The sequence below is a fragment of the Kitasatospora sp. NPDC101801 genome (genome assembly GCF_044766665.1).
Classification (GTDB): Bacteria; Actinomycetota; Actinomycetes; order Streptomycetales; family Streptomycetaceae; genus Kitasatospora.
In genome coordinates this window covers 1-16,506 of record NZ_JBIWML010000038.1, presented here as the reverse complement: position 1 = coordinate 16,506, position 16,506 = coordinate 1, and the positions used below count along the sequence as shown (strand labels likewise).

At 75.1% G+C, this 16,506-nt stretch carries 17 protein-coding genes; 8 read left to right on the top strand and 9 right to left on the bottom strand.

Annotation, left to right across the window (positions count from 1 at the left end; genetic code table 11):
• Positions 1–19: 19 nt before the first annotated feature.
• Positions 20–784, top strand: coding sequence for a FadR/GntR family transcriptional regulator (locus tag ACIRPK_RS29855; RefSeq protein ID WP_403044055.1), 765 nt, complete (start codon positions 20–22; stop codon positions 782–784).
• A gap of 20 nt (positions 785–804) precedes the next feature.
• Here the strand turns inward: ACIRPK_RS29855 and ACIRPK_RS29850 are convergent, their stop codons facing one another.
• A complete protein-coding gene (locus ACIRPK_RS29850) occupies positions 805–1,047 on the bottom strand; it encodes a DUF2277 domain-containing protein (protein WP_403044053.1) in 243 nt (80 codons plus the stop codon).
• Positions 1,048–1,137: 90 nt separating this feature from the next.
• Between ACIRPK_RS29850 and ACIRPK_RS29845 the strand changes: the two genes are divergently transcribed.
• From ACIRPK_RS29845 to ACIRPK_RS29835, 3 genes are all read left to right on the top strand, one after another.
• A complete protein-coding gene (locus ACIRPK_RS29845; RefSeq protein ID WP_403044051.1) occupies positions 1,138–1,458 on the top strand; it encodes a hypothetical protein in 321 nt (106 codons plus the stop codon).
• Positions 1,459–1,605: 147 nt separating this feature from the next.
• Positions 1,606–3,222, top strand: coding sequence for a D-alanyl-D-alanine carboxypeptidase/D-alanyl-D-alanine-endopeptidase (dacB, locus tag ACIRPK_RS29840; RefSeq protein WP_403044049.1), 1,617 nt, complete (start codon positions 1,606–1,608; stop codon positions 3,220–3,222).
• Between the two features lie 702 nt (positions 3,223–3,924).
• Positions 3,925–4,734, top strand: a complete 810-nt coding sequence (locus ACIRPK_RS29835; protein ID WP_403044046.1) for a peptidoglycan-binding protein — start codon at positions 3,925–3,927, stop codon at positions 4,732–4,734.
• Between the two features lie 55 nt (positions 4,735–4,789).
• Here the strand turns inward: ACIRPK_RS29835 and ACIRPK_RS29830 are convergent, their stop codons facing one another.
• The 3 genes from ACIRPK_RS29830 to ACIRPK_RS29820 are packed head-to-tail and all read right to left on the bottom strand — an operon-like array spanning position 4,790 to position 6,151.
• Positions 4,790–5,392 carry a DUF309 domain-containing protein gene (locus ACIRPK_RS29830; protein WP_403044043.1) on the bottom strand — a complete coding sequence of 201 codons (603 nt, stop codon included), beginning with the start codon at positions 5,390–5,392 and terminating at the stop codon, positions 4,790–4,792.
• A 39-nt stretch (positions 5,393–5,431) separates the two neighbouring features.
• A complete protein-coding gene (locus ACIRPK_RS29825) occupies positions 5,432–5,602 on the bottom strand; it encodes a hypothetical protein (protein WP_403044041.1) in 171 nt (56 codons plus the stop codon).
• A gap of 42 nt (positions 5,603–5,644) precedes the next feature.
• Positions 5,645–6,151 (bottom strand): phosphohydrolase, encoded by a 507-nt coding sequence (locus ACIRPK_RS29820; protein ID WP_403044178.1) that lies wholly within the window; start codon positions 6,149–6,151, stop codon positions 5,645–5,647.
• A gap of 153 nt (positions 6,152–6,304) precedes the next feature.
• Here ACIRPK_RS29820 and ACIRPK_RS29815 point away from each other — a divergent pair, with 153 nt between their 5' ends.
• Positions 6,305–6,934, top strand: a complete 630-nt coding sequence (locus ACIRPK_RS29815) for a uridine kinase (protein ID WP_403044039.1) — start codon at positions 6,305–6,307, stop codon at positions 6,932–6,934.
• Between the two features lie 33 nt (positions 6,935–6,967).
• On the opposite strand, the gene ACIRPK_RS29810 is transcribed toward ACIRPK_RS29815, so the two are convergent.
• Positions 6,968–7,759 (bottom strand): DNA-formamidopyrimidine glycosylase family protein, encoded by a 792-nt coding sequence (locus tag ACIRPK_RS29810; RefSeq protein ID WP_403044036.1) that lies wholly within the window; start codon positions 7,757–7,759, stop codon positions 6,968–6,970.
• Between the two features lie 222 nt (positions 7,760–7,981).
• Between ACIRPK_RS29810 and ACIRPK_RS29805 the strand changes: the two genes are divergently transcribed.
• On the top strand, positions 7,982–8,134 hold the full coding sequence (locus ACIRPK_RS29805) for a hypothetical protein (RefSeq protein ID WP_403044033.1): 153 nt from the start codon (positions 7,982–7,984) through the stop codon (positions 8,132–8,134).
• 49 nt (positions 8,135–8,183) lie between these two features.
• Here the strand turns inward: ACIRPK_RS29805 and ACIRPK_RS29800 are convergent, their stop codons facing one another.
• A complete protein-coding gene (locus ACIRPK_RS29800; protein ID WP_403044030.1) occupies positions 8,184–9,032 on the bottom strand; it encodes an S-methyl-5'-thioadenosine phosphorylase in 849 nt (282 codons plus the stop codon).
• 151 nt (positions 9,033–9,183) lie between these two features.
• Between ACIRPK_RS29800 and ACIRPK_RS29795 the strand changes: the two genes are divergently transcribed.
• Positions 9,184–9,903, top strand: a complete 720-nt coding sequence (locus ACIRPK_RS29795; RefSeq protein ID WP_403044028.1) for an alpha/beta fold hydrolase — start codon at positions 9,184–9,186, stop codon at positions 9,901–9,903.
• A 272-nt stretch (positions 9,904–10,175) separates the two neighbouring features.
• Positions 10,176–13,547, top strand: a complete 3,372-nt coding sequence (locus ACIRPK_RS29790) for a DUF4132 domain-containing protein (RefSeq protein ID WP_403044025.1) — start codon at positions 10,176–10,178, stop codon at positions 13,545–13,547.
• Between the two features lie 20 nt (positions 13,548–13,567).
• Here the strand turns inward: ACIRPK_RS29790 and ACIRPK_RS29785 are convergent, their stop codons facing one another.
• The 3 genes from ACIRPK_RS29785 to ACIRPK_RS29775 all read right to left on the bottom strand — a co-directional run bounded on the left by ACIRPK_RS29785 (position 13,568) and on the right by ACIRPK_RS29775 (position 16,310).
• A complete protein-coding gene (locus ACIRPK_RS29785; RefSeq protein WP_403044023.1) occupies positions 13,568–14,524 on the bottom strand; it encodes an ArsR family transcriptional regulator in 957 nt (318 codons plus the stop codon).
• A gap of 235 nt (positions 14,525–14,759) precedes the next feature.
• Positions 14,760–15,530, bottom strand: a complete 771-nt coding sequence (locus ACIRPK_RS29780; protein ID WP_403044020.1) for an oxygenase MpaB family protein — start codon at positions 15,528–15,530, stop codon at positions 14,760–14,762.
• Between the two features lie 333 nt (positions 15,531–15,863).
• On the bottom strand, positions 15,864–16,310 hold the full coding sequence (locus ACIRPK_RS29775; protein WP_403044017.1) for a hypothetical protein: 447 nt from the start codon (positions 16,308–16,310) through the stop codon (positions 15,864–15,866).
• Positions 16,311–16,506 lie beyond the last annotated feature (196 nt).

Genomic DNA, 16,506 nt, shown 5'->3' with positions numbered 1-16,506 from the left:
GCATGGGTACGATTCCGGCGTGGACTCCGGGGCCGACGAGGCGGGCGGGCAGGGCTCGCTGATGGACTGGCAGGGCGGGGCGATCTTCCGCCCGGTCCGGACCGGCAACGCCTTCGAGGAGACCGTCGAACGCATCCTGGAGGCGCTCAAGCTCGGGGTCTTCGGCTACGGCGACCGGCTGCCCGCCGAACGCGACCTGGCCGCCCGGCTGCACGTCAGCCGGGAGACCCTGCGCGAGGCGATCCGCTCGCTCCAGCTGGCCGGCTGCGTGGAGTCCAGACGCGGCCGCTACGGCGGCACCTTCGTCACCTACCGGCTGCCGCCGCCCGACCCTGATCTTGGCCAACTCCGGCGCGCGGTCCAGGACATGGGGGCCGAGCTGGAGGACGCGCTGACCTTCCGGATGGTGCTGGAGACCGGCGCCTCCGAGCAGGCCGCCCGGCGCGCGCTCAGCGCCGAGCAGTCCGCCTACCTGACCCGGTGCCTGGACGAACTGGAGCGGTCCGGGCCGGCGGAGTACCGGCAGCTCGACTCCCGCTTCCACCTGGCCATCGCGGAGCTGACCGGCTCCCGGTCACTGGCCGCCGGGGTGGCCGAGAGCCGGATGCGGCTGAACGACCTGCTGAACGCGATCCCGGTGCTCGGGCGGAACATCGACCACGCCTCGGAGCAGCACCACGCCATGGTCCGGGCCATCCTGGACGGCGACGTCGAGGCCGCCCGCCGGGTCACCGAGGAGCACCTGGAAGCGACCGCGGCCCTGCTCCGGGGCTTCCTCGGCTGACCCCCGTCCCCGCCCCCGCCTCAGTGCTGGTGCTCGTGGTCCGTACCGTGCCGGTGCGCACCCCGCACCACCAGGTGCTCCAGCAACTCCCGGGTCGCCGCCGTCACGGCGGCCACCGCCAGGTCGAACGCCTCCTGGTTGTGCGCCGCCGGCGCCCGGAAACCGGAGACCTTCCGGACGTACTGCAGCGCGGCCGCGTGGATGTCGTCCTCGGTCACTTCGGGGGTCACCGGGGCGCGCAGGGTCTTGATGCTTCGGCACATGCCTCCAGTCTGCCCCCTCACGCTCCCCTCACAGGTGACAGGGGGTGATGGTCCGCGTCCCGGGGTACCGTGGCGGGTAACTCTTGACGCATGATCACGCACGGCCGCGAGGCCGGAGAGCAGCGGGGAGGCACAGTGGAGACCTGGGCGACGTGGACCACACAGGGCATCCGGGCCGGGCACGGCGGTGTCCTGACCGAGGAGCTCGGAGCCATCACCGGAGACCTCACCCTGCACACCACGTGGGTGGACGGCGAGGCCCGGATCACCATCCAGTACACCGGGGCGCAGGACTGGTTCACCGTGGTCGGCAGCCCCGTTCCGGTGGCCGACGAGACGGCGGCGCGCAATCTGCACCAGGCGATGGTCGAGGCCACCAAGGCCGGTGGCGGGGCGCGCGTGCCGTCCTGACCGGGGCTGCTCCGGGCAGCTCTCGGTGATCACCCGGCTGCTAGTCTGTGTACGCCAAACGGGGGGCTCCGGGCCGTTCCGCGCCGGTTCTCCGGGCGCGGTGGGTTTGTCGTGCGCCTCGTCGTACCCGACTGCCCAGGAGCACCCTTGCTGCCCGCGCGCACCCACCGCCGCCGTGTCCTCCCCTTCGCCGCCGTCGCCATCGCCGCCTCGCTGCTGGCGGGCGTCGCGCAGGCCGACACCTCCACCCCGGCCGACCCGAAGCTGATCGCCGACCTGGACGCGATCCTGGCCGACCCCCGGCTGGCCACCGCCCAGGCGGGCGTGCAGGTGGTGGACACCAGCACCGGTCAGGTGGTCTACCAGCACCAGGCGGACGCGCTGCTCACCCCGGCCTCCACCCTGAAGACCATCACCTCCGCCGCCGCCCTGGATCTGCTCGGCGAGAACCACGTCTTCACCACCGAGGTCCGCACCACCGGCAGCCGCTACAGCTCGGTCCTCAACGGCGACCTGATCCTGCGCGGCGGCGGCGACCCGAGCCTGCAGCCCAAGGACCTGGACGACCTGGCCGCCCAGGTGGCCGCGGCCGGCATCACCACCGTCACCGGCCGGGTGCTCGCCGACGGCAGCCGGTACGACTCAGTCCCGCTCGGCCCCGGCTGGGCCTGGGACGACGAGGCGTACTCCTACAGCCCGCAGATCTCCGGGCTCACCGTCGCCCCCGACGCCGAGTACTCGATGGACACCGTCAAGGTGACCGTCACCCCGGCCGCCACCGCGGGCCAGCCGGCCACGGTGACCCTGTTCCCGGCCGAGGCGCCGGTGAAGTTCGCCGGGCAGATCACCACCGGTGCGGCCGGCAGCGGAAGCACCAGCGGCGTCGAGCGCCGACGGGGCGTCAACGAGCTGACGCTGACCGGCAGTCTGGCCGTCGGCTCCGCGCCGGTCACCTCCTTCGCCACCGTGGAGGACCCGACCACCTACACCGGCGAGGTGTTCGCCGGCGCGCTGGCCAAGCACGGCGTCCGGGTGCTGCGTCCGGCCAAGGCCGCCACCGGCACCGAGACCTCGCAGACCCTGGTGAACCACGCCTCCCGGCCGCTCGGCGAGCTGCTGGTGCCGATGCTCAAGCTCAGCAACAACGGCATCGCCGAGCACCTGCTCAAGGAGATCGGCAAGGTCAAGGGCAACCAGGGCAGCTGGAGCGCCGGCGTCGCCCAGGTGAACGGCTTCCTCAAGACCAACGGCCTGGAGCAGCCGACCGGCCGTCAGGTGGACGGCTCCGGCCTGTCCCGGTACGACCTGGTCAGCGCCTCCAAGCTGACCGCCCTGCTGAAGCTCGCCCCGAACAAGCCGTGGTTCAAGACCTGGTACGACGCCCTCCCGGTGGCGGGCAACCCCGCGCCGCTGGTCGGCGGCACCCTGGCCGCCCGGATGCGCGGCACCGCCGCCGAGAACAACGTGCACGCCAAGAGCGGCTCGATGGGCGGCGTCGACAACCTGGTCGGCTACGCCACCGCGCCCGACGGCCGCCGGCTCGCCTTCTCGGTCCTGGTCAACAACTTCCCGGGGGCCCGCCCGCGCAGCGTCCTGGACGCGATCGCGGTCCGGCTGGCCACCGGCCCGGCGGTCACGCCGTCGGCGCCCGCCGCGCCGGCCGCTCCCGGCCTGAAGTCGTTCAACGCCCCGGCGCTGCACGACGCCCCGGCCGAGGTCCCGGCCACCCGCTGGGAGGAGTGCGAGACGTTCGGCCGCTGCTGAGTCTCCGACGACGGCGCCGCACCCCCGGAGCGGGGGTGCGGCGCCGTCGTCGTGCCGGTGACCTGACCGGCCGCCAGTTCACCGGAGGTGCACCGCGCGCTCCCTGGGGCCGCCGCGCTGCTGGGCGACGACCCCGAGCACCCCGCGACGGCTGCGTTCGAACCGGAGCCCGAGGACAGTCCGTTTGCGTAGCAACCTGCCTCGGGGACAAGGCAGCTCACCAGCCGTCAGCTCGGCTGGTACCGATGACACATCGGATCTTGTGACGGATAGTGGAATTTCGCCGTGGTGCCCGCGCAGAGCCTTTCTGGCCGCAGACGGGTGTGGGACCGGCCGCCGGGACGAAACGAGTCATTCACGTGCCGAGCACGCGTGCCGGGGGACTGGTCCGGCCCTGGTTGGGGAGCACGGACTCCGAGGCGGTCGGCGCCGACCGGGATGCCCGTCGGCTCCAGGGCGCGCCGGTCCGTCCCCGAAACCCGGTCCCGGTCTGGTTCACCCGGACGTGTTGGCCGGGCGGCGAGCGGTGAACCTGCGCCGGGCGCCCCGGCGTACGGGCCCCGGCGTGCCGGGGCACGGGACGGGTCCATCCGGGTGAGCGGGGCGGCATCGACCGGGGAACCTCCGCAGCTCAGAACTACGCTGACGGCGGTTCAGCACCCGCGTCGGCCGGACTCGGCCCGCTCGTCGTTTGGAGACCACATGTCCGGAGCCAGGGCCATGCTGCAGACCGCCCGGAGCCATCTCGGCTACCGCGAGGGCGCCGACAACCAGAACCGCTTCTCGGCCGCGATGGGCCGCCCCGCCGAGAGCTGGTGCGCCGACTTCGTCGCCGCCGTCGCGGTGGAGAGCGGCAACGCTGGCCGCTACCCGGACACCGCCTCCTGCTCGGTCGCCCGGGGCTGGTTCGAGCGGCGCGGCCGGCTCTCGGTCTATCCCGCGATCGGCGCCCAGGTGCTGTTCGGCACTCCCGAGGGCCCGTACGGCCCGGGCGGCGAGCACACCGGGCTGGTGCTGGGGTACACCGCCACCACCATCACGGTGGTGGCGGGCAACACCAACGACGACGGCTCGGCCAACGGCGACGGCGTCTACCGCCGGGTCTACCAGCGCCGCTCCCGCTACGTCGACTCCTACGGCTACCCCGACTTCCCCGAGGGCCTGGTCACCGCCGACCCCGCCTGGCGCGACCGGCCCGGCGTCCGGTACTTCGGCCAGCAGGCGGACGAGTCGGACCTGCCCGCCCCGCTGATCCCCCGTCAGGTGGTGATCGACGGCCGCCCGTACGGCCCCGGCGCGGTCGGCGACCACATCACCACCCTCGGCCGGCTGCTGGTCGCGGCCGGCTGCTCGCACTACGCCGAGGGCCCGGGCCCGGTCTGGGGCCCGGCCGACACCGAGAGCTTCCGCCAGTACCAGCTCAGCATCGGCGACTCCGGCGCCGATGCCGACGGCATCCCGGGGCCCCGGCAGCTCCACCGGCTGGAGGCCGACTACGGCGACCGGATCTGACGGCTGCGCGCCGGTGCCGTGCCCGGCGGGGCTTGCCCCGCCGCGCCGCCCGGCCCTACCGTGCCCGCAGCGCCGGGACCTCCGGCGCGGGCACCGTGGTGGACACGGCGGCCGGTTGGGCGGCCCAGCGGCGGATGGCCGCGACCTCGATGCCGAACGGCGGGGCGGCCTCGAACGGGGCCAGCCCCTCCGCCGCCCGGGCCAGCAATGCCGCCGCGCCGGTCGGGTTGCCCCGGGCGGCGTGGGTGAGGCCGACCGCGTACTGGGCGAGGGCGCGCCACAGCGGCCGCTCCGGTTCCGGGGCGGCCTTCCAGCGGTCCTCCAGCACCTCGTGGGCGTGGAACGGCATTCCGGCGTCCAGCAGTTGCTGGGCCTCGGTGAGCGTCCGCCCCGCCGAGCGCCGCACGCCCTCGGGCTGGCGCGGGGCGCCCTGGGCCCCGTACGGGAGCGGTCGGCCCAGGCCGTCGCGCGGCCGCCCGTTCCGGGCCCGGCCCGCCGGGTCGCGGTCCCGCCCGGGGCGCCGCCCCGGGGCGGGGGCGGCCGGCGGGGCCGCTCCCCCGCAGGCGCAGGCCGGGCCCCCGCGGAGCCGCCCGCACTCCGGGCAGACCTGCTCCAGCCGGCCCGCCGCGTCCCCGCCGCCGTTCTCCGTGTCTCCCATACCGCGATTGTCCCGCGCCGCCGGGGCGGCGGGCACCGGTCAGCGCAGCGGGTCGTCGGCGGGCTCGTCCTCCCGGTCGCCCTCGGCCTGCGACTCCTGCCAGGCGTGGGCGACCTGGTAGGAGGTGACGCCCTCCTCCGGATCGGCTGACCGGACGTCGTCCCGGTCGGTGGCGGCCTTGTCGCCGAAGCGCTCCTGGAGGTCCGACATGGCGGCACTCCCTCCTGGTCGGGTACCTCCAGCCTGCGCCCGTCAGTCCGCCGGGGCCAGCTCCGCCAGCAGCGCGGGGTTGACCACGGACAGCACCGCCCGGATGTCCGCCACCGCCGCGGCGGGCCAGAGCACCGCGCGGGCCGAGCGGTAGCGCTCGGCCAGCCGCTCCCGGTCGGCCGGGGCCAGCGCGGCGGCCCGGGCCGGGTGGGAGTTGTGCGCGTTGTCGGAGATCTTCAGCAGGGTGGCCGCGTGGTCGGTGACCACCTGCCGGAGCATCTCCGGGTAGCCCACTCCGGGCAGCCTGGTCACCCGCCGCACGGTCGCCACCACGCTGAACGGCACCCCGGCGCGCAGCAGGTCGTCGGCGGTCAGCGGGGTGTCCTCCAGGACGTCGTGCAGCAGTCCGGCCATCTGCAGCCCGATCCCGAACGGGGCGACGCCCGCCGCCACCGCCCGGACGTGCCCGATGTACGGCGCGCCGACCTTGTCGAACTGTCCGGCGTGCGCCTCGGCCGCCAGGGCGTCGACGTCGGCAAGGCTCAGCATGGGCACAGCGCTTTTCCTCCAGCGGAGATGACGGTCCGTCAGCCGATCGGCCGCCGGTCTGGCGCGACGATAGCACCGGCCCGAACGGCCCCTCCGCAGCAGCCCGGGGCATACTTCGACGGACCCACCGACCAGAGGCAGGAGACCGATCCCGTGCGGGTGCACCCCATCTCCCCGGAGCGGCTGGCGGAACTGCTCGCCGACCGGATCGCCGGCCTGTCCGCCGACGGCCGCCGGACCAGGGTGGCGCTGGACGGCGCCCCCGCCGCCGGGCCCGGCGCGCTGGCGGACGCCCTGGTCGAACCGCTGCGGCTGCGCGGACGCCCCGTCCTGCGGGTCTCGGCGACCGACTTCCTCCGCCCCGCCTCGGTACGGCTGGAGTACGGCCACCAGGACGCCGACGCGTACCACGACAGCTGGCTGGACGACGGCGCGCTGCTGCGCGAGGTGCTCGACCCGCTGGAGCCCGGCGGCACCGGCCGCGTCCTGCCCACCTTCTGGGACCCGGCCACCGACCGCGCCACCCGGGCCGGGTACGTGGAACTTCCGCCCGGCGGCGTCCTGCTGCTGGACGGCCCGCTGCTGCTCGGCCGCTGGCTGCCGTTCGAGCTCACCGTGCACCTTGCCCTGAGCCCCGCCGCGCTGGCCCGCCGCACGGCCGCCGAGGAGCGCTGGACGCTGCCCGCCTTCGCCCGCTACCAGGCCGAGACCGATCCGAGCGCGCTCGCCGACCTCACCGTGCGCTGCGACGACCCCCGGCACCCGGCCCTGATCGAGCCCTGACCGGCCGAAGCGGGGCCCGCCGGGCCCAGTTCCTCATCGAGGAGCAGGCCCGCGCTGGCAGCGCGGGCACCAGTACGCGGGGCGCTCCCGGTCGTGCCGGGCGGTGCGGACGGGTGTGCCGCAGCGCAGGCAGGGGCGGCTGGCCCGGCCGTAGACCCAGTGCTGCCGGCCCGGGCGGGGGTCGGGGGTGGTCGGATGGCCCGGCCGCTCCCGGTTGGCGTCGAGCAGCTGGTGGGCGCGGGCGGCCAGCCGGTCCAGTACGGGACGGGCGTCGGCGACCGGGGCCCAGGGCGTGAGCGCGGCCAGGAAGCACAGCTCGTTGGCGTAGATGTTGCCGATCCCGGCCAGGTTGCGCTGGTCCAACAGGGCTGCGCCGAGGGCCCGTTCGGGGTCGGCGGCCAGTCGGCGGACCGCCTCGGCCGGGTCCCAGTCCGGGCCCAGCAGGTCGGGCCCGAGGTGGCCGACCACGGAGTCCTCCTCGACGGTGCGGAGCAGCTGGACCACCGGCAGCCGGTATCCGACGGCCGTCCGCCCCTCGACCCCGAGCACCGCGCGGATCTGGTGCCCGGGGCCGCCGGTCCAGCGTTGCCCCGGCCCGTACAGCGCCCACCGGCCGTCCATCCGCAGGTGGGTGTGCAGGGTCAGCCCGCCGTCGAACCTGGTCAGCAGGTGCTTGCCGCGCGGGACGGTGCCGAGCACCCGGCGCCCCGTCAGATCGGCGGTGGCGTGGGCGGGCACCCGCAGGTCGGCGGTGAGCAGCGGCAGACCGGTGAGCGCGCGGTCCAGCTGCCCGGCGACGCGGTGGACGGAGTCTCCTTCTGGCACCCGTCCATCATCGGGCAGCGGGGCGGGCGGCGGGCGGTCCGTCCTCGGGGAGCCGAGGCCAAACCGGCGCTTTACCCTTCGATCAACAGGTGTACATCTGAACGTGCCGGAAATTACAAGGCGTTGGTCTCGATCTGGTGTAGAATCGTAAGCACAGAGGGTGGCCCGAGGGGCTGACATCACGGTGATGTCGTCGGACCACCCGTCGACAGGGGGACCATCATGACCTTCCAACTCGAAGCAGCGCGCGCGACCATCGACACCCGGCTGCGCGAGGCCGAGGACCACCGCATCCGGCGCGCGCTCCGGCTCAGGGACCGCGCGGACCGTGCCGACCGGCGCGCCCGTCAGGCGCTCACCGTCCTCGCCGGGTGACCGCCCGTCCCGTCTGACCGGCCGCCATCGCACCAGCGGTGACGGCCGGTCAGACGCCCGGCAGGCCGGTCGCCAGACCGTCCAGGGCGTGCGAGCACAGACAGTCGCGGGTCGCGGGCAGGCTCTCCAGCGCCTTGAACAGCACCGTGCGCAGCCGGTCCACGTTCCGGCCGAACACCTCAAGCACCTCCGCGTGGGTGACGCCCTCGCCGCTCTCCACCCCGGCGTCCAGGTCCGTGACCAGGGCCAACGAGGTGTAGCAGAGCCCGAGTTCGCGGGCCAGCACGGCCTCCGGATGACCCGTCATCCCGACCACCGACCAGCCGTTGGCGGCGAACCAGCGCGACTCCGCCCGGGTGGAGAACCTCGGGCCGCCGATCACCACCAGCGTGCCGCCGTCCACCGGTTCCCAGGCACAGTCCCGCGCGGCGGCCAGCGCCACCCGCCGCCCGTCGGGGCAGTACGGGTCGGCCATCGACACGTGCACCACCTCGGGCCGGCCGCCTCCGGGCAGCGGCAGACCGTCGTAGTAGGTCTGCTGCCGGCCGTCGGTCCGGTCCACGAACTGGTCCGGCAGCACCAGCGTGCCGGGCCCGTACTCCTCCCGCAGCCCGCCCACCGCGCACGGGCCGAGCACCTGCCGCACCCCCAGCGAGTGCAGCGCCCACAGGTTGGCCCGGTAGTTGATCCGGTGCGGCGGCAGCCCGTGGTCCCGGCCGTGCCGGGGCAGGAACGCCACCGACCGCCCGGCCACCTCCCCGACGAACACCGCGTCGCTCGGCGCCCCGTACGGGGTCTCCACCGTCACCTGGGTGACGTCGTCCAGCAGCGCGTACAGGCCCGAGCCCCCGATCACCCCGATCTCGGCACGGACGGTACGGGCGGTGCTCTCGCTCATGGTGACGGCCTCTCAGTCGGCGGCTCCGGCATCCACCACTGTACGAACCGCACCGCGCCGGCGGGCGGTCCGACCGCTGCCTCCGGGGCACCGTGTTTCGGGCGTACAGTGGCCGTCCCTTGGTGGGTGGTCAGAGTTGGAGTCGGTGGAGATGAACAGAGTGCGGGTCGCCGGGCACCGGGCCCTGGCGTGGCGCGGGGCGACCGAGGGTGCCGTGGCGGCGGTGCTGGTGCTGCACGGCGGCCAGGTCACCAGCGAGCGCCGGCCCGGGCCGGTGAACCTGCCGGGCCTGCGGATGCAGGGCTTCGCCCGCGCGGTGGCCAGGGAGACGGCGGGCAGCGTGGTCGCGGTCGGCTCGGTGCGCTACCGCTACCGGGGCTGGAACGGCGACCGGGCGGACGCCGCCCGGGACGCCGCGGCGGCGCTCTGCGACCTGGCCGAGGAGCTCGGTCCGGTACCGACCGTGCTGGTCGGGCACTCGATGGGCGGCCGGGCCGCCCTCCAGGCCGCCGGCCACCAGTGCGTGACCGGCGTGGTCGCGCTGGCCCCGTGGTGCCCGGTGGGCGACCCGGTGGCCCAGCTCAGGGACCGCAACGTGCTGACCCTGCACGGCGACCACGACCGGGTCACCGACCCGGAGCTCACCCGCCTGTTCGCCGCCCGGGCCCGCGCGGCGGGCGCCCGGGTGGCCGGCTACACCGTGCACGGCTCCGGCCACGCGCTGCTCCGCCGCTCGGCCGACTGGCACCGCGCGGCGGCCGAACTGACGGCGGGTCTGCTCGGCCTGCGCCCGCTCCCGGTCGAGGTCCGCGACGCCCTGGCGCTGGGCCCCACCGACCCCGGCGGGCTGGGGCTGGCCCTCCCGCTCTGAGCGGCGGCGTCCGCGCCGGCTGTCGGCGGCGCTGGCTAGGGTTTCGCTCCTAGGACCTGTCCTCGAACTCCCGCCTGCCCCACGACGCCTGGCACGCACGCTCACCGCACCGGACGAAAGCCCACGTACGACCCAGTACGAGGGCTCCCGCCCGGCACACCGAGAGCACGCACCAGACGCCACAGGGCCGCCCTCCGGGCGACGACGGGAGTCCGACGACAGGCCCACGCGGTCTCCGACATCCGGTGACCGCTCGGCACCGAGGAGCGACTGTGCGGCACGAGGGCAAGCAGGTGGCGGGACACCACGTCGAGGCCGGGGCCGGCGGGCCGGACGAGGACACCTTCGTGCTGCCCGCCGCCTGGGTGCGGCTGGTCGAGCCCCGGCGCGGCGGGGCGGCGCGGGCCGCGCCCGCCCCCGCGCCGGGGGTGGTGGACCGGGCCGAGCAGCGCATCGCGGCCGGCCGGGACTGGATCGAGAGCGTCCTCACCTCCCCGCGCACCGACCCGGCCCTGGCCCGCGCCGCGCGCGCCTACCTGGCCGGCGAGCCGGACCCGGTCGGCGCCGCCGCCGTCGCGGGCATGCTGCCGAGCAGCTGGCAGGACGAGGGCTACGAGATCTCGACCTTCGCCGACGCCTGGGCGGTGCAACACGGCCTGGCCTTCGCCGCCCGCGCAGTGCTGGAGATCTTCGACGTCGAGGTGACCTGGCATCAGCGGGGGTCGGTCCGGAGCGAGCAGGCGCTGCGGTTCCGGGGCCCGACCGCCCCGCTCCACGCGCACGCCGTCCGCCCGCCGGCCAACCGGGTCCGGGCGCTGCTCGCCACCGCGGAGGAGAACGCGTACCGGGAGGCCGTCGCCGCGCTGGCGGACTGCCGGACCACACCGCGCCGCCGCGTGGTCGCGGCCTTCCTCGCGCCGGGCACACCGGGCTGGGCCGACGCCTGCGTGGCGGAGGAGCCGGGCCACGGCGACGGTCGTCCGCAGCTGTGGTGGATGCTGCTCGCCGCGCTCGACTGTCCCGAGCAGCTGGACCGCCTCGGCCCGCTCACCCGGCTCCACTGGATCAGCTGGTCGGTGGACTCGGTCGCCACCCTCGCCGACGGCATCGGCGCGGCCTGCGCGCCGCTGCTCGGTCCGGTACTCGACCTGACCTCCGGGTCCGACCAGCTGCGCGACCTCGCCACGGCGGTGGTGCAGTTCCCCACCGACGACGCGTTCCGCCTGCTGCTGGCCCGGCGGGAGCGGAAGCCCGTCCGGCTCGCCCTGCAGGAGGCGATGCAGCGCTACCCGGTCCGGGCCGTCCGACTGCTCGCGGCCGCCGCACTCGAGGACGACCCGGGCGCCACCACCGCACGGCAGCTCCTGCGCACCCACCTGGCCCTCAATCCCGCCGCCCTGCTTGAGGTACTGCCGCAACTCGACGAACGGAGCGCCGAGTTGGTCCACTCGCTGGACGGTTCCCGGGGGCGGGTGGCCGAGGCCGCGCCGGAGGCCCTGCCGCCGCTGCTGCTCTCGCCGCCCTGGACCCGACCGCGGACACCCCGCCGGGCCCGGGTGCTCGACGGCCTGCAGCCGGACGGGACGGCCCAGCTGGTCTGGCTCCCCGGCGAGCAGCAGAGCTGGGCGGGCACCGAGGCCCCGGCCTGGGAGTACCCGGCGGCGACGGACTGGGCCGCCGAGGCGGCCGAAGCGTTCCGGAACCGCGACAGCCTCTGGCGGGCCGGCCGGCTGCTGATGCAGGGCCCGGTCGAGGTGCTCACCCCCTGGCTCACCGGCTGGCGGCCCACCGAGCTGCGGCGCGGCCTGGAGCAGCTCCGCCCCGTCGTCGCCCGGTACGGCCTGGCGGCGCTGCCGATGGCGGCGGCCGTCGCCGCCGCCCAGCCCGGCACCCTCGCGCCGCTGCTGCTGCCGTTCCTCGACGTCGCCGCGGCGCGGGTGATGGCGGACTGCCTGGTCCGGCTCAAGTCGATGCAGCAGACCGCCCGTTCGTGGTTCGAGCGGCACGGCGTCCCGGCGGCCCTGCTGCTGATACCCGACGCGGTCGGCCCGGCCGGGCAGGCCCGGGACGCGGCCGAGCAGGCGCTCCGGCTGGTCGCGGGCAGCGCCGGCCGGGAGGCCGTACTGACCGCCGTGGTCGAGCGGTACGGCGAGCAGCCGGCGGAGATCGCCGCCGAGGCGCTGGCCACCGACCCGCTGGAGAGCGCGCTGCCCGCCCGGATGCCCGTCCTGCCCGGCTGGGCGCACCCCGCCGTGCTGCCCCAACTCCTGCTCCACTCGGGCGAAGCACTGCCGGACGAGGCCGTCGGGCACGTGCTGACCGTGCTAGCCCTGTCCAAGCAGCGCGACCCGTACCCCGGGCTGGCCGTCGTGCTGGAGAGCTGCCGGGCCGACTCGCTGGCCGCCTTCGGCTGGGCACTGTTCGAGGAGTGGCGGCAGGCGGGCATGCCGGGCGGGGAGAGCTGGGCCCTGCACGCGCTCGGGCCGCTCGGCGACGACGACACCGCCCGTCGGCTCACCCCGGTCCTGCGGGACTGGCCGGGCCAGGGCGCGCACCACCGCGCGGTCGAGGGCCTGACGGTGCTGGCCGAGATCGGCAGCGACAGCGCCCTGCTGCACCTGCACACCATCGCCCAGCGGGTCCGGTTCAAGGCCCTGAAGCTGCGGGCCCAGGAGCGGATCGCCGAGGTGGCGGAGGGCCTGGGCCTCACCGGCGAGCAGCTCTTCGACCGGCTGGTCCCCGACCTCGGGCTCGACCCGGACGGGACCACGGAGGTCGACTACGGTCCGCGCCGGTTCACCGTCGGCTTCGACGAGCAGCTGCGTCCCTTCGTCCTGGACACCGACGGCCGGCGGCTCAAGGACCTGCCCGCCCCGAACGCCGGCGACGACCCGGTGCTGGCCCCCGCCGAACGCAAGCGCTTCGTCGCGCTGAAGAAGGAGGTCCGCGCGGTCGGCGCCGACCAGGTCCGCCGGCTGGAGGCGGCCATGGTCACCCGACGCGGCGTCACCGCGGCCGAGTTCCGCGAGCTGTTCGTCGGGCACCCGCTGGTCGGGCCGCTGGTGCGGCGACTGGTCTGGCACGCGGCCGGCACCGACTTCCGGGTCACCGGTGACCACCGCCTCACCGGCCTCGGCGGCGCGGAGTTCGCCCTGCCCGAGGACGCGACGGTCCTGCTCCCCCATCCGCTGGAGCTCGGCGAGCTGGCCGTGGCCGCCTGGTCCCGGCTGTTCGCCGACGTCCCGCAGCCGTTCCCCCAACTCGACCGGCCGGTGCACCGTCTGACGCCGGAGGAGTCGGCCGCCGACCGGCTGGACCGGTTCGAGGGGAGCACCGTCCCGGTCGGCCGCGTGCTCGGGCTGACCAAGCGGGGCTGGCAGCGCGGGGAGCCGCAGGACAACGGGGTGGAGTGCTGGATCTCCAAGCCGCTCGGCGAGGGCTGCCACCTGGTCATCGACCTGGACGAGGGCATCGCGGTCGGCAACCTCGACGTCTACCCGGACCAGACCTTCCGGACGGTCTGGCTCGGCCCCACCCCGGGCTATCACTGGTCCGACCGGCACCACTCGCTCCGTTTCGGCGACCTCGACCCGGTCGCGGCCTCCGAGCTGCTCTCCGACCTGGAGGCGGTGACGGCCGGCTGACCGGGCGGCCCGACGGGTCGTCAGCCCTGGAGCAGCGAGGCGCCCAGCGGGGTAGCGGCGTGCAGGACGTGGTTGCGTTGGCGGGTCGAGGTGATCAGGCCCGCCTCGCGCAGCACGGCGGTGTGCTGGCTGACCGAGGCGTTGGAGACCGCCAGCAGCCGCGCGAGCTCGGTGGTCGCCCGGGCGCGCTCGCCGACCGAGCAGAGGATGGCGGCCCGGGTGCGCCCGAGCAGCGGCTCCAGCCGCTTCCCGTGGTCCGCGACACCGGGGTAGGGCCGCCGCAGTGCCGGGTAGGTCAGGATCGGCGGCAGGGTCGGATCCAGCAGCGAGACCGGCGTGTGGCTGCGGAACATCGTCGGCACCAGCAACAGCCCCCGGCCGTCCAGGTGCAGGTCCTGGGAGACCGAGTAGGCGACTTCGAGCACCGGCGACACCCAGCGCATGCTGGGGCTCAGACCGGACAGCATGGCCGCCGTTCCCGACTCGTCGACGATGCGCATCCGCCTGGTGCGTTCGGCCCGCACCTGGGCCTGCATGGCCTGGTCGACCGGTGCCACCACTCCTTGGTAGTAGCGTCGCAGGGTGTCACAGAGCCGCCGCAGGGCGCCCGGCCGGCCTGCGGCCAACTCGCGTGCCCAGGACGGGAGTTTCGCCTCGGAGCCGAGAATCGCCAGATCGCCGGCCAGCCGTGGTTTCGCCGTGTGCAGCAGGGCGTCCAGGCCCTCCTCCAGCCCCAACGCCCCGTCAGGTGGCGTGAGGAAGTCGGGGAAGTAGCCCATCGGCCGCACCAGCGGGAGGAGCGCGGGGAGGTCGGCGGCATGCCTGGTCACGACCTCCCGCCGCCGCGCCTCGGAGTCGGGCCAGTTCGCGGGACGCTGCAGAGCTCGCAGGCTCAGGACCGTCTCCCAGAGCGGATCGGGACGATCCGCCACCCTGGTGCGGGCCAGGTCGGCCCCGGTGAAGTGAATGCGCAACATGTCGGACCCCCCTGGAGCGGAACTACGCACGTCCGGGAGAAGGTGCCCCGCCTCGGTGACAGCCGTCGGCGTCCCGCCGGGCGCCCGGACGTGGCTCCACGCACCTCACCGCCGGCACCCGCCAGGCCGTCCCCACGCGCCGCATGGTCACCATGCGGCTTCCCCCGTGTCGTACGGGCTCCAGCATAGTGGGCATGGCCGGCTCAATTCCTGGAACGCCCGACCGGCTCCGGGCCTACCGGAGGCCGCTGTCCACCGTCGCGGCGGTGGCCCTGGCCAGGGCCGTGGTCCGGATCTCGGACGGTCCGCAGGCCCAGACCATGATCCGGCCACCGGCCCGGGCCAGTGGCCGGTCCCAGCCGGCCCGGACGAACCCCGGGCGGCGCACCGCGAGTTCGGCCCTGGCCCAGCCGGGCAGCAGGTCGATCGAGGCGTTCGTCAGCAGCCGGACGGCCAGCCGCTCGCGGCGGCTGCGGCCGAACCCGCGCAGCAGCCGGACCACCTCCAGCGCGGGCGGGGTGACCCGGAGCTCGGGGCCGATCCGGTCCAGGTAGTCCGCCACCTCGGCCCGCGAACGGGGTATGCCGGTGGCGCCCAGCAGTTCGGCGACCCGCGCCGACTCGGCGTAGTAGCGGTCGCACTCGGCGGCGCTCAGCGCAGTGGCGGCGAAGTACTGGTAACCCGTCAGGAAGCAGTGCACCTCGGCGACGTGCACCCAGGTGAGCAGCTCGGGATCGTCGGCCCGGTAGGGCCGGCCGTCCGGCGCGGTGCCCCGGATCCGCAGGTGGATCCGGCGCACCGCCGCGATCGCCTGCTCGGCGGCGGCCGTCGAGCCGAGCGTGGTGGTGGTGACGAACCGCGCCGTCCGGTGCAGCCGCCCGGTCGGGTCGGCCGGAAGTCGGAGTTGGCGTCGACGGCGGCCATCGCCAGCGGGTGCAGCGACTGCAGCAGCAGCGCCGCGAAGCCCCCCACCAGCATCCCGGCCGGATGCCCGTTCACCCGCCACACCACGCTGTCCGGCCCGAACAGCCCCGGGTCGCCGGCCGGGCGGTCGTACCGCTCCAGGTGCAGGTCGTCCCCGTGCACGGTGGCGTTGATCTCGGCCAGCAGCCGCCTCCGCACCACCTCAACCGGCCTGCGCCACCCGGCCGTTCCGCTCCCTGACCGCACCCGCCCCCACCCCTTCCAGCAGGATCCTCACGGTACCCGGCCCGCCCCCGGTCAGCCACGGTCGGTCCCGAGCCGCCGGGGTCATGGCTCACCGCCCGGCGGGTGGCCCCGCGCACGCCGAAGGCCCGGCTCCGGTGGTGGGGCACCGGAGCCGGGCCGGCCGGGTGGCCTACCAGCAGTTCCTGAGCGAGTTGATGGGGTGCAGGTTGATCCCGGCCCGCGTGCCGATCGGCGCGCTGACGTTCCCGTTGGTGCCGTAGAAGACCGCAGTGGCGTTGGGACCGGTCTGGTTGTTGATGTAGTAGCCGCCGCCCTCCCAGTTGTACACCGAGTAGGTCCGGCACGGGTCGAAGTCGAAGACCCTCCACTTCTGCGCGCCCGGGTCGTCCACGGCGACGCAGAGGCTCCCGCTCGGGCAGTAGATCGCGAGCATGTTGGTGTCGTAACTGAAGGTCCGGGGCGTGACCGACGGCGAGACCGACGGCGAGCCGGCCGCGATCTGCACGGCGGCCGCCTGGGCCACCGGGGCTGCCTGGGCCGCGCCTGCCCCGGCGAGGAGAACCGGTGCCAGTGCCACGGCGCCGAGCAGAGCGGCGGCTGAACGCTTGAGATTCATGGTGGTGTCCCCCTGGGGTCGGTGAAGTGACCCCAGAATGGTCCGCGCGCCCGGGCGGCGGTACCTCGGAGCTCAGAGGATGGCCGAGCGGCCCGAGTGCGCTAGGCAGTGTCCTGGCGATCATGAGCGGAGCCAGATGACGAGCGCGGCTGCGGTGACGGTACCGAGGTAGACGTAGCCGCGTTTGTCGAACCTG

Bases quoted from the DNA above. Each gene is read 5' to 3' on its own strand.
- ACIRPK_RS29850 (WP_403044053.1), bottom strand. From the start codon at position 1,047: ATGTGCCGAAGCATCAAGACCCTGCGCGCCCCGGTGACCCCCGAAGTG.
- ACIRPK_RS29845 (WP_403044051.1), top strand. From the start codon at position 1,138: ATGATCACGCACGGCCGCGAGGCCGGAGAGCAGCGGGGAGGCACAGTG.
- ACIRPK_RS29835 (WP_403044046.1), top strand. From the start codon at position 3,925: ATGTCCGGAGCCAGGGCCATGCTGCAGACCGCCCGGAGCCATCTCGGC.
- ACIRPK_RS29830 (WP_403044043.1), bottom strand. From the start codon at position 5,392: ATGGGAGACACGGAGAACGGCGGCGGGGACGCGGCGGGCCGGCTGGAG.
- ACIRPK_RS29825 (WP_403044041.1), bottom strand. From the start codon at position 5,602: ATGTCGGACCTCCAGGAGCGCTTCGGCGACAAGGCCGCCACCGACCGG.
- ACIRPK_RS29820 (WP_403044178.1), bottom strand. From the start codon at position 6,151: ATGCTGAGCCTTGCCGACGTCGACGCCCTGGCGGCCGAGGCGCACGCC.
- ACIRPK_RS29805 (WP_403044033.1), top strand. From the start codon at position 7,982: ATGACCTTCCAACTCGAAGCAGCGCGCGCGACCATCGACACCCGGCTG.
- ACIRPK_RS29800 (WP_403044030.1), bottom strand. From the start codon at position 9,032: ATGAGCGAGAGCACCGCCCGTACCGTCCGTGCCGAGATCGGGGTGATC.
- ACIRPK_RS29795 (WP_403044028.1), top strand. From the start codon at position 9,184: ATGAACAGAGTGCGGGTCGCCGGGCACCGGGCCCTGGCGTGGCGCGGG.
- ACIRPK_RS29785 (WP_403044023.1), bottom strand. From the start codon at position 14,524: ATGTTGCGCATTCACTTCACCGGGGCCGACCTGGCCCGCACCAGGGTG.
- ACIRPK_RS29775 (WP_403044017.1), bottom strand. From the start codon at position 16,310: ATGAATCTCAAGCGTTCAGCCGCCGCTCTGCTCGGCGCCGTGGCACTG.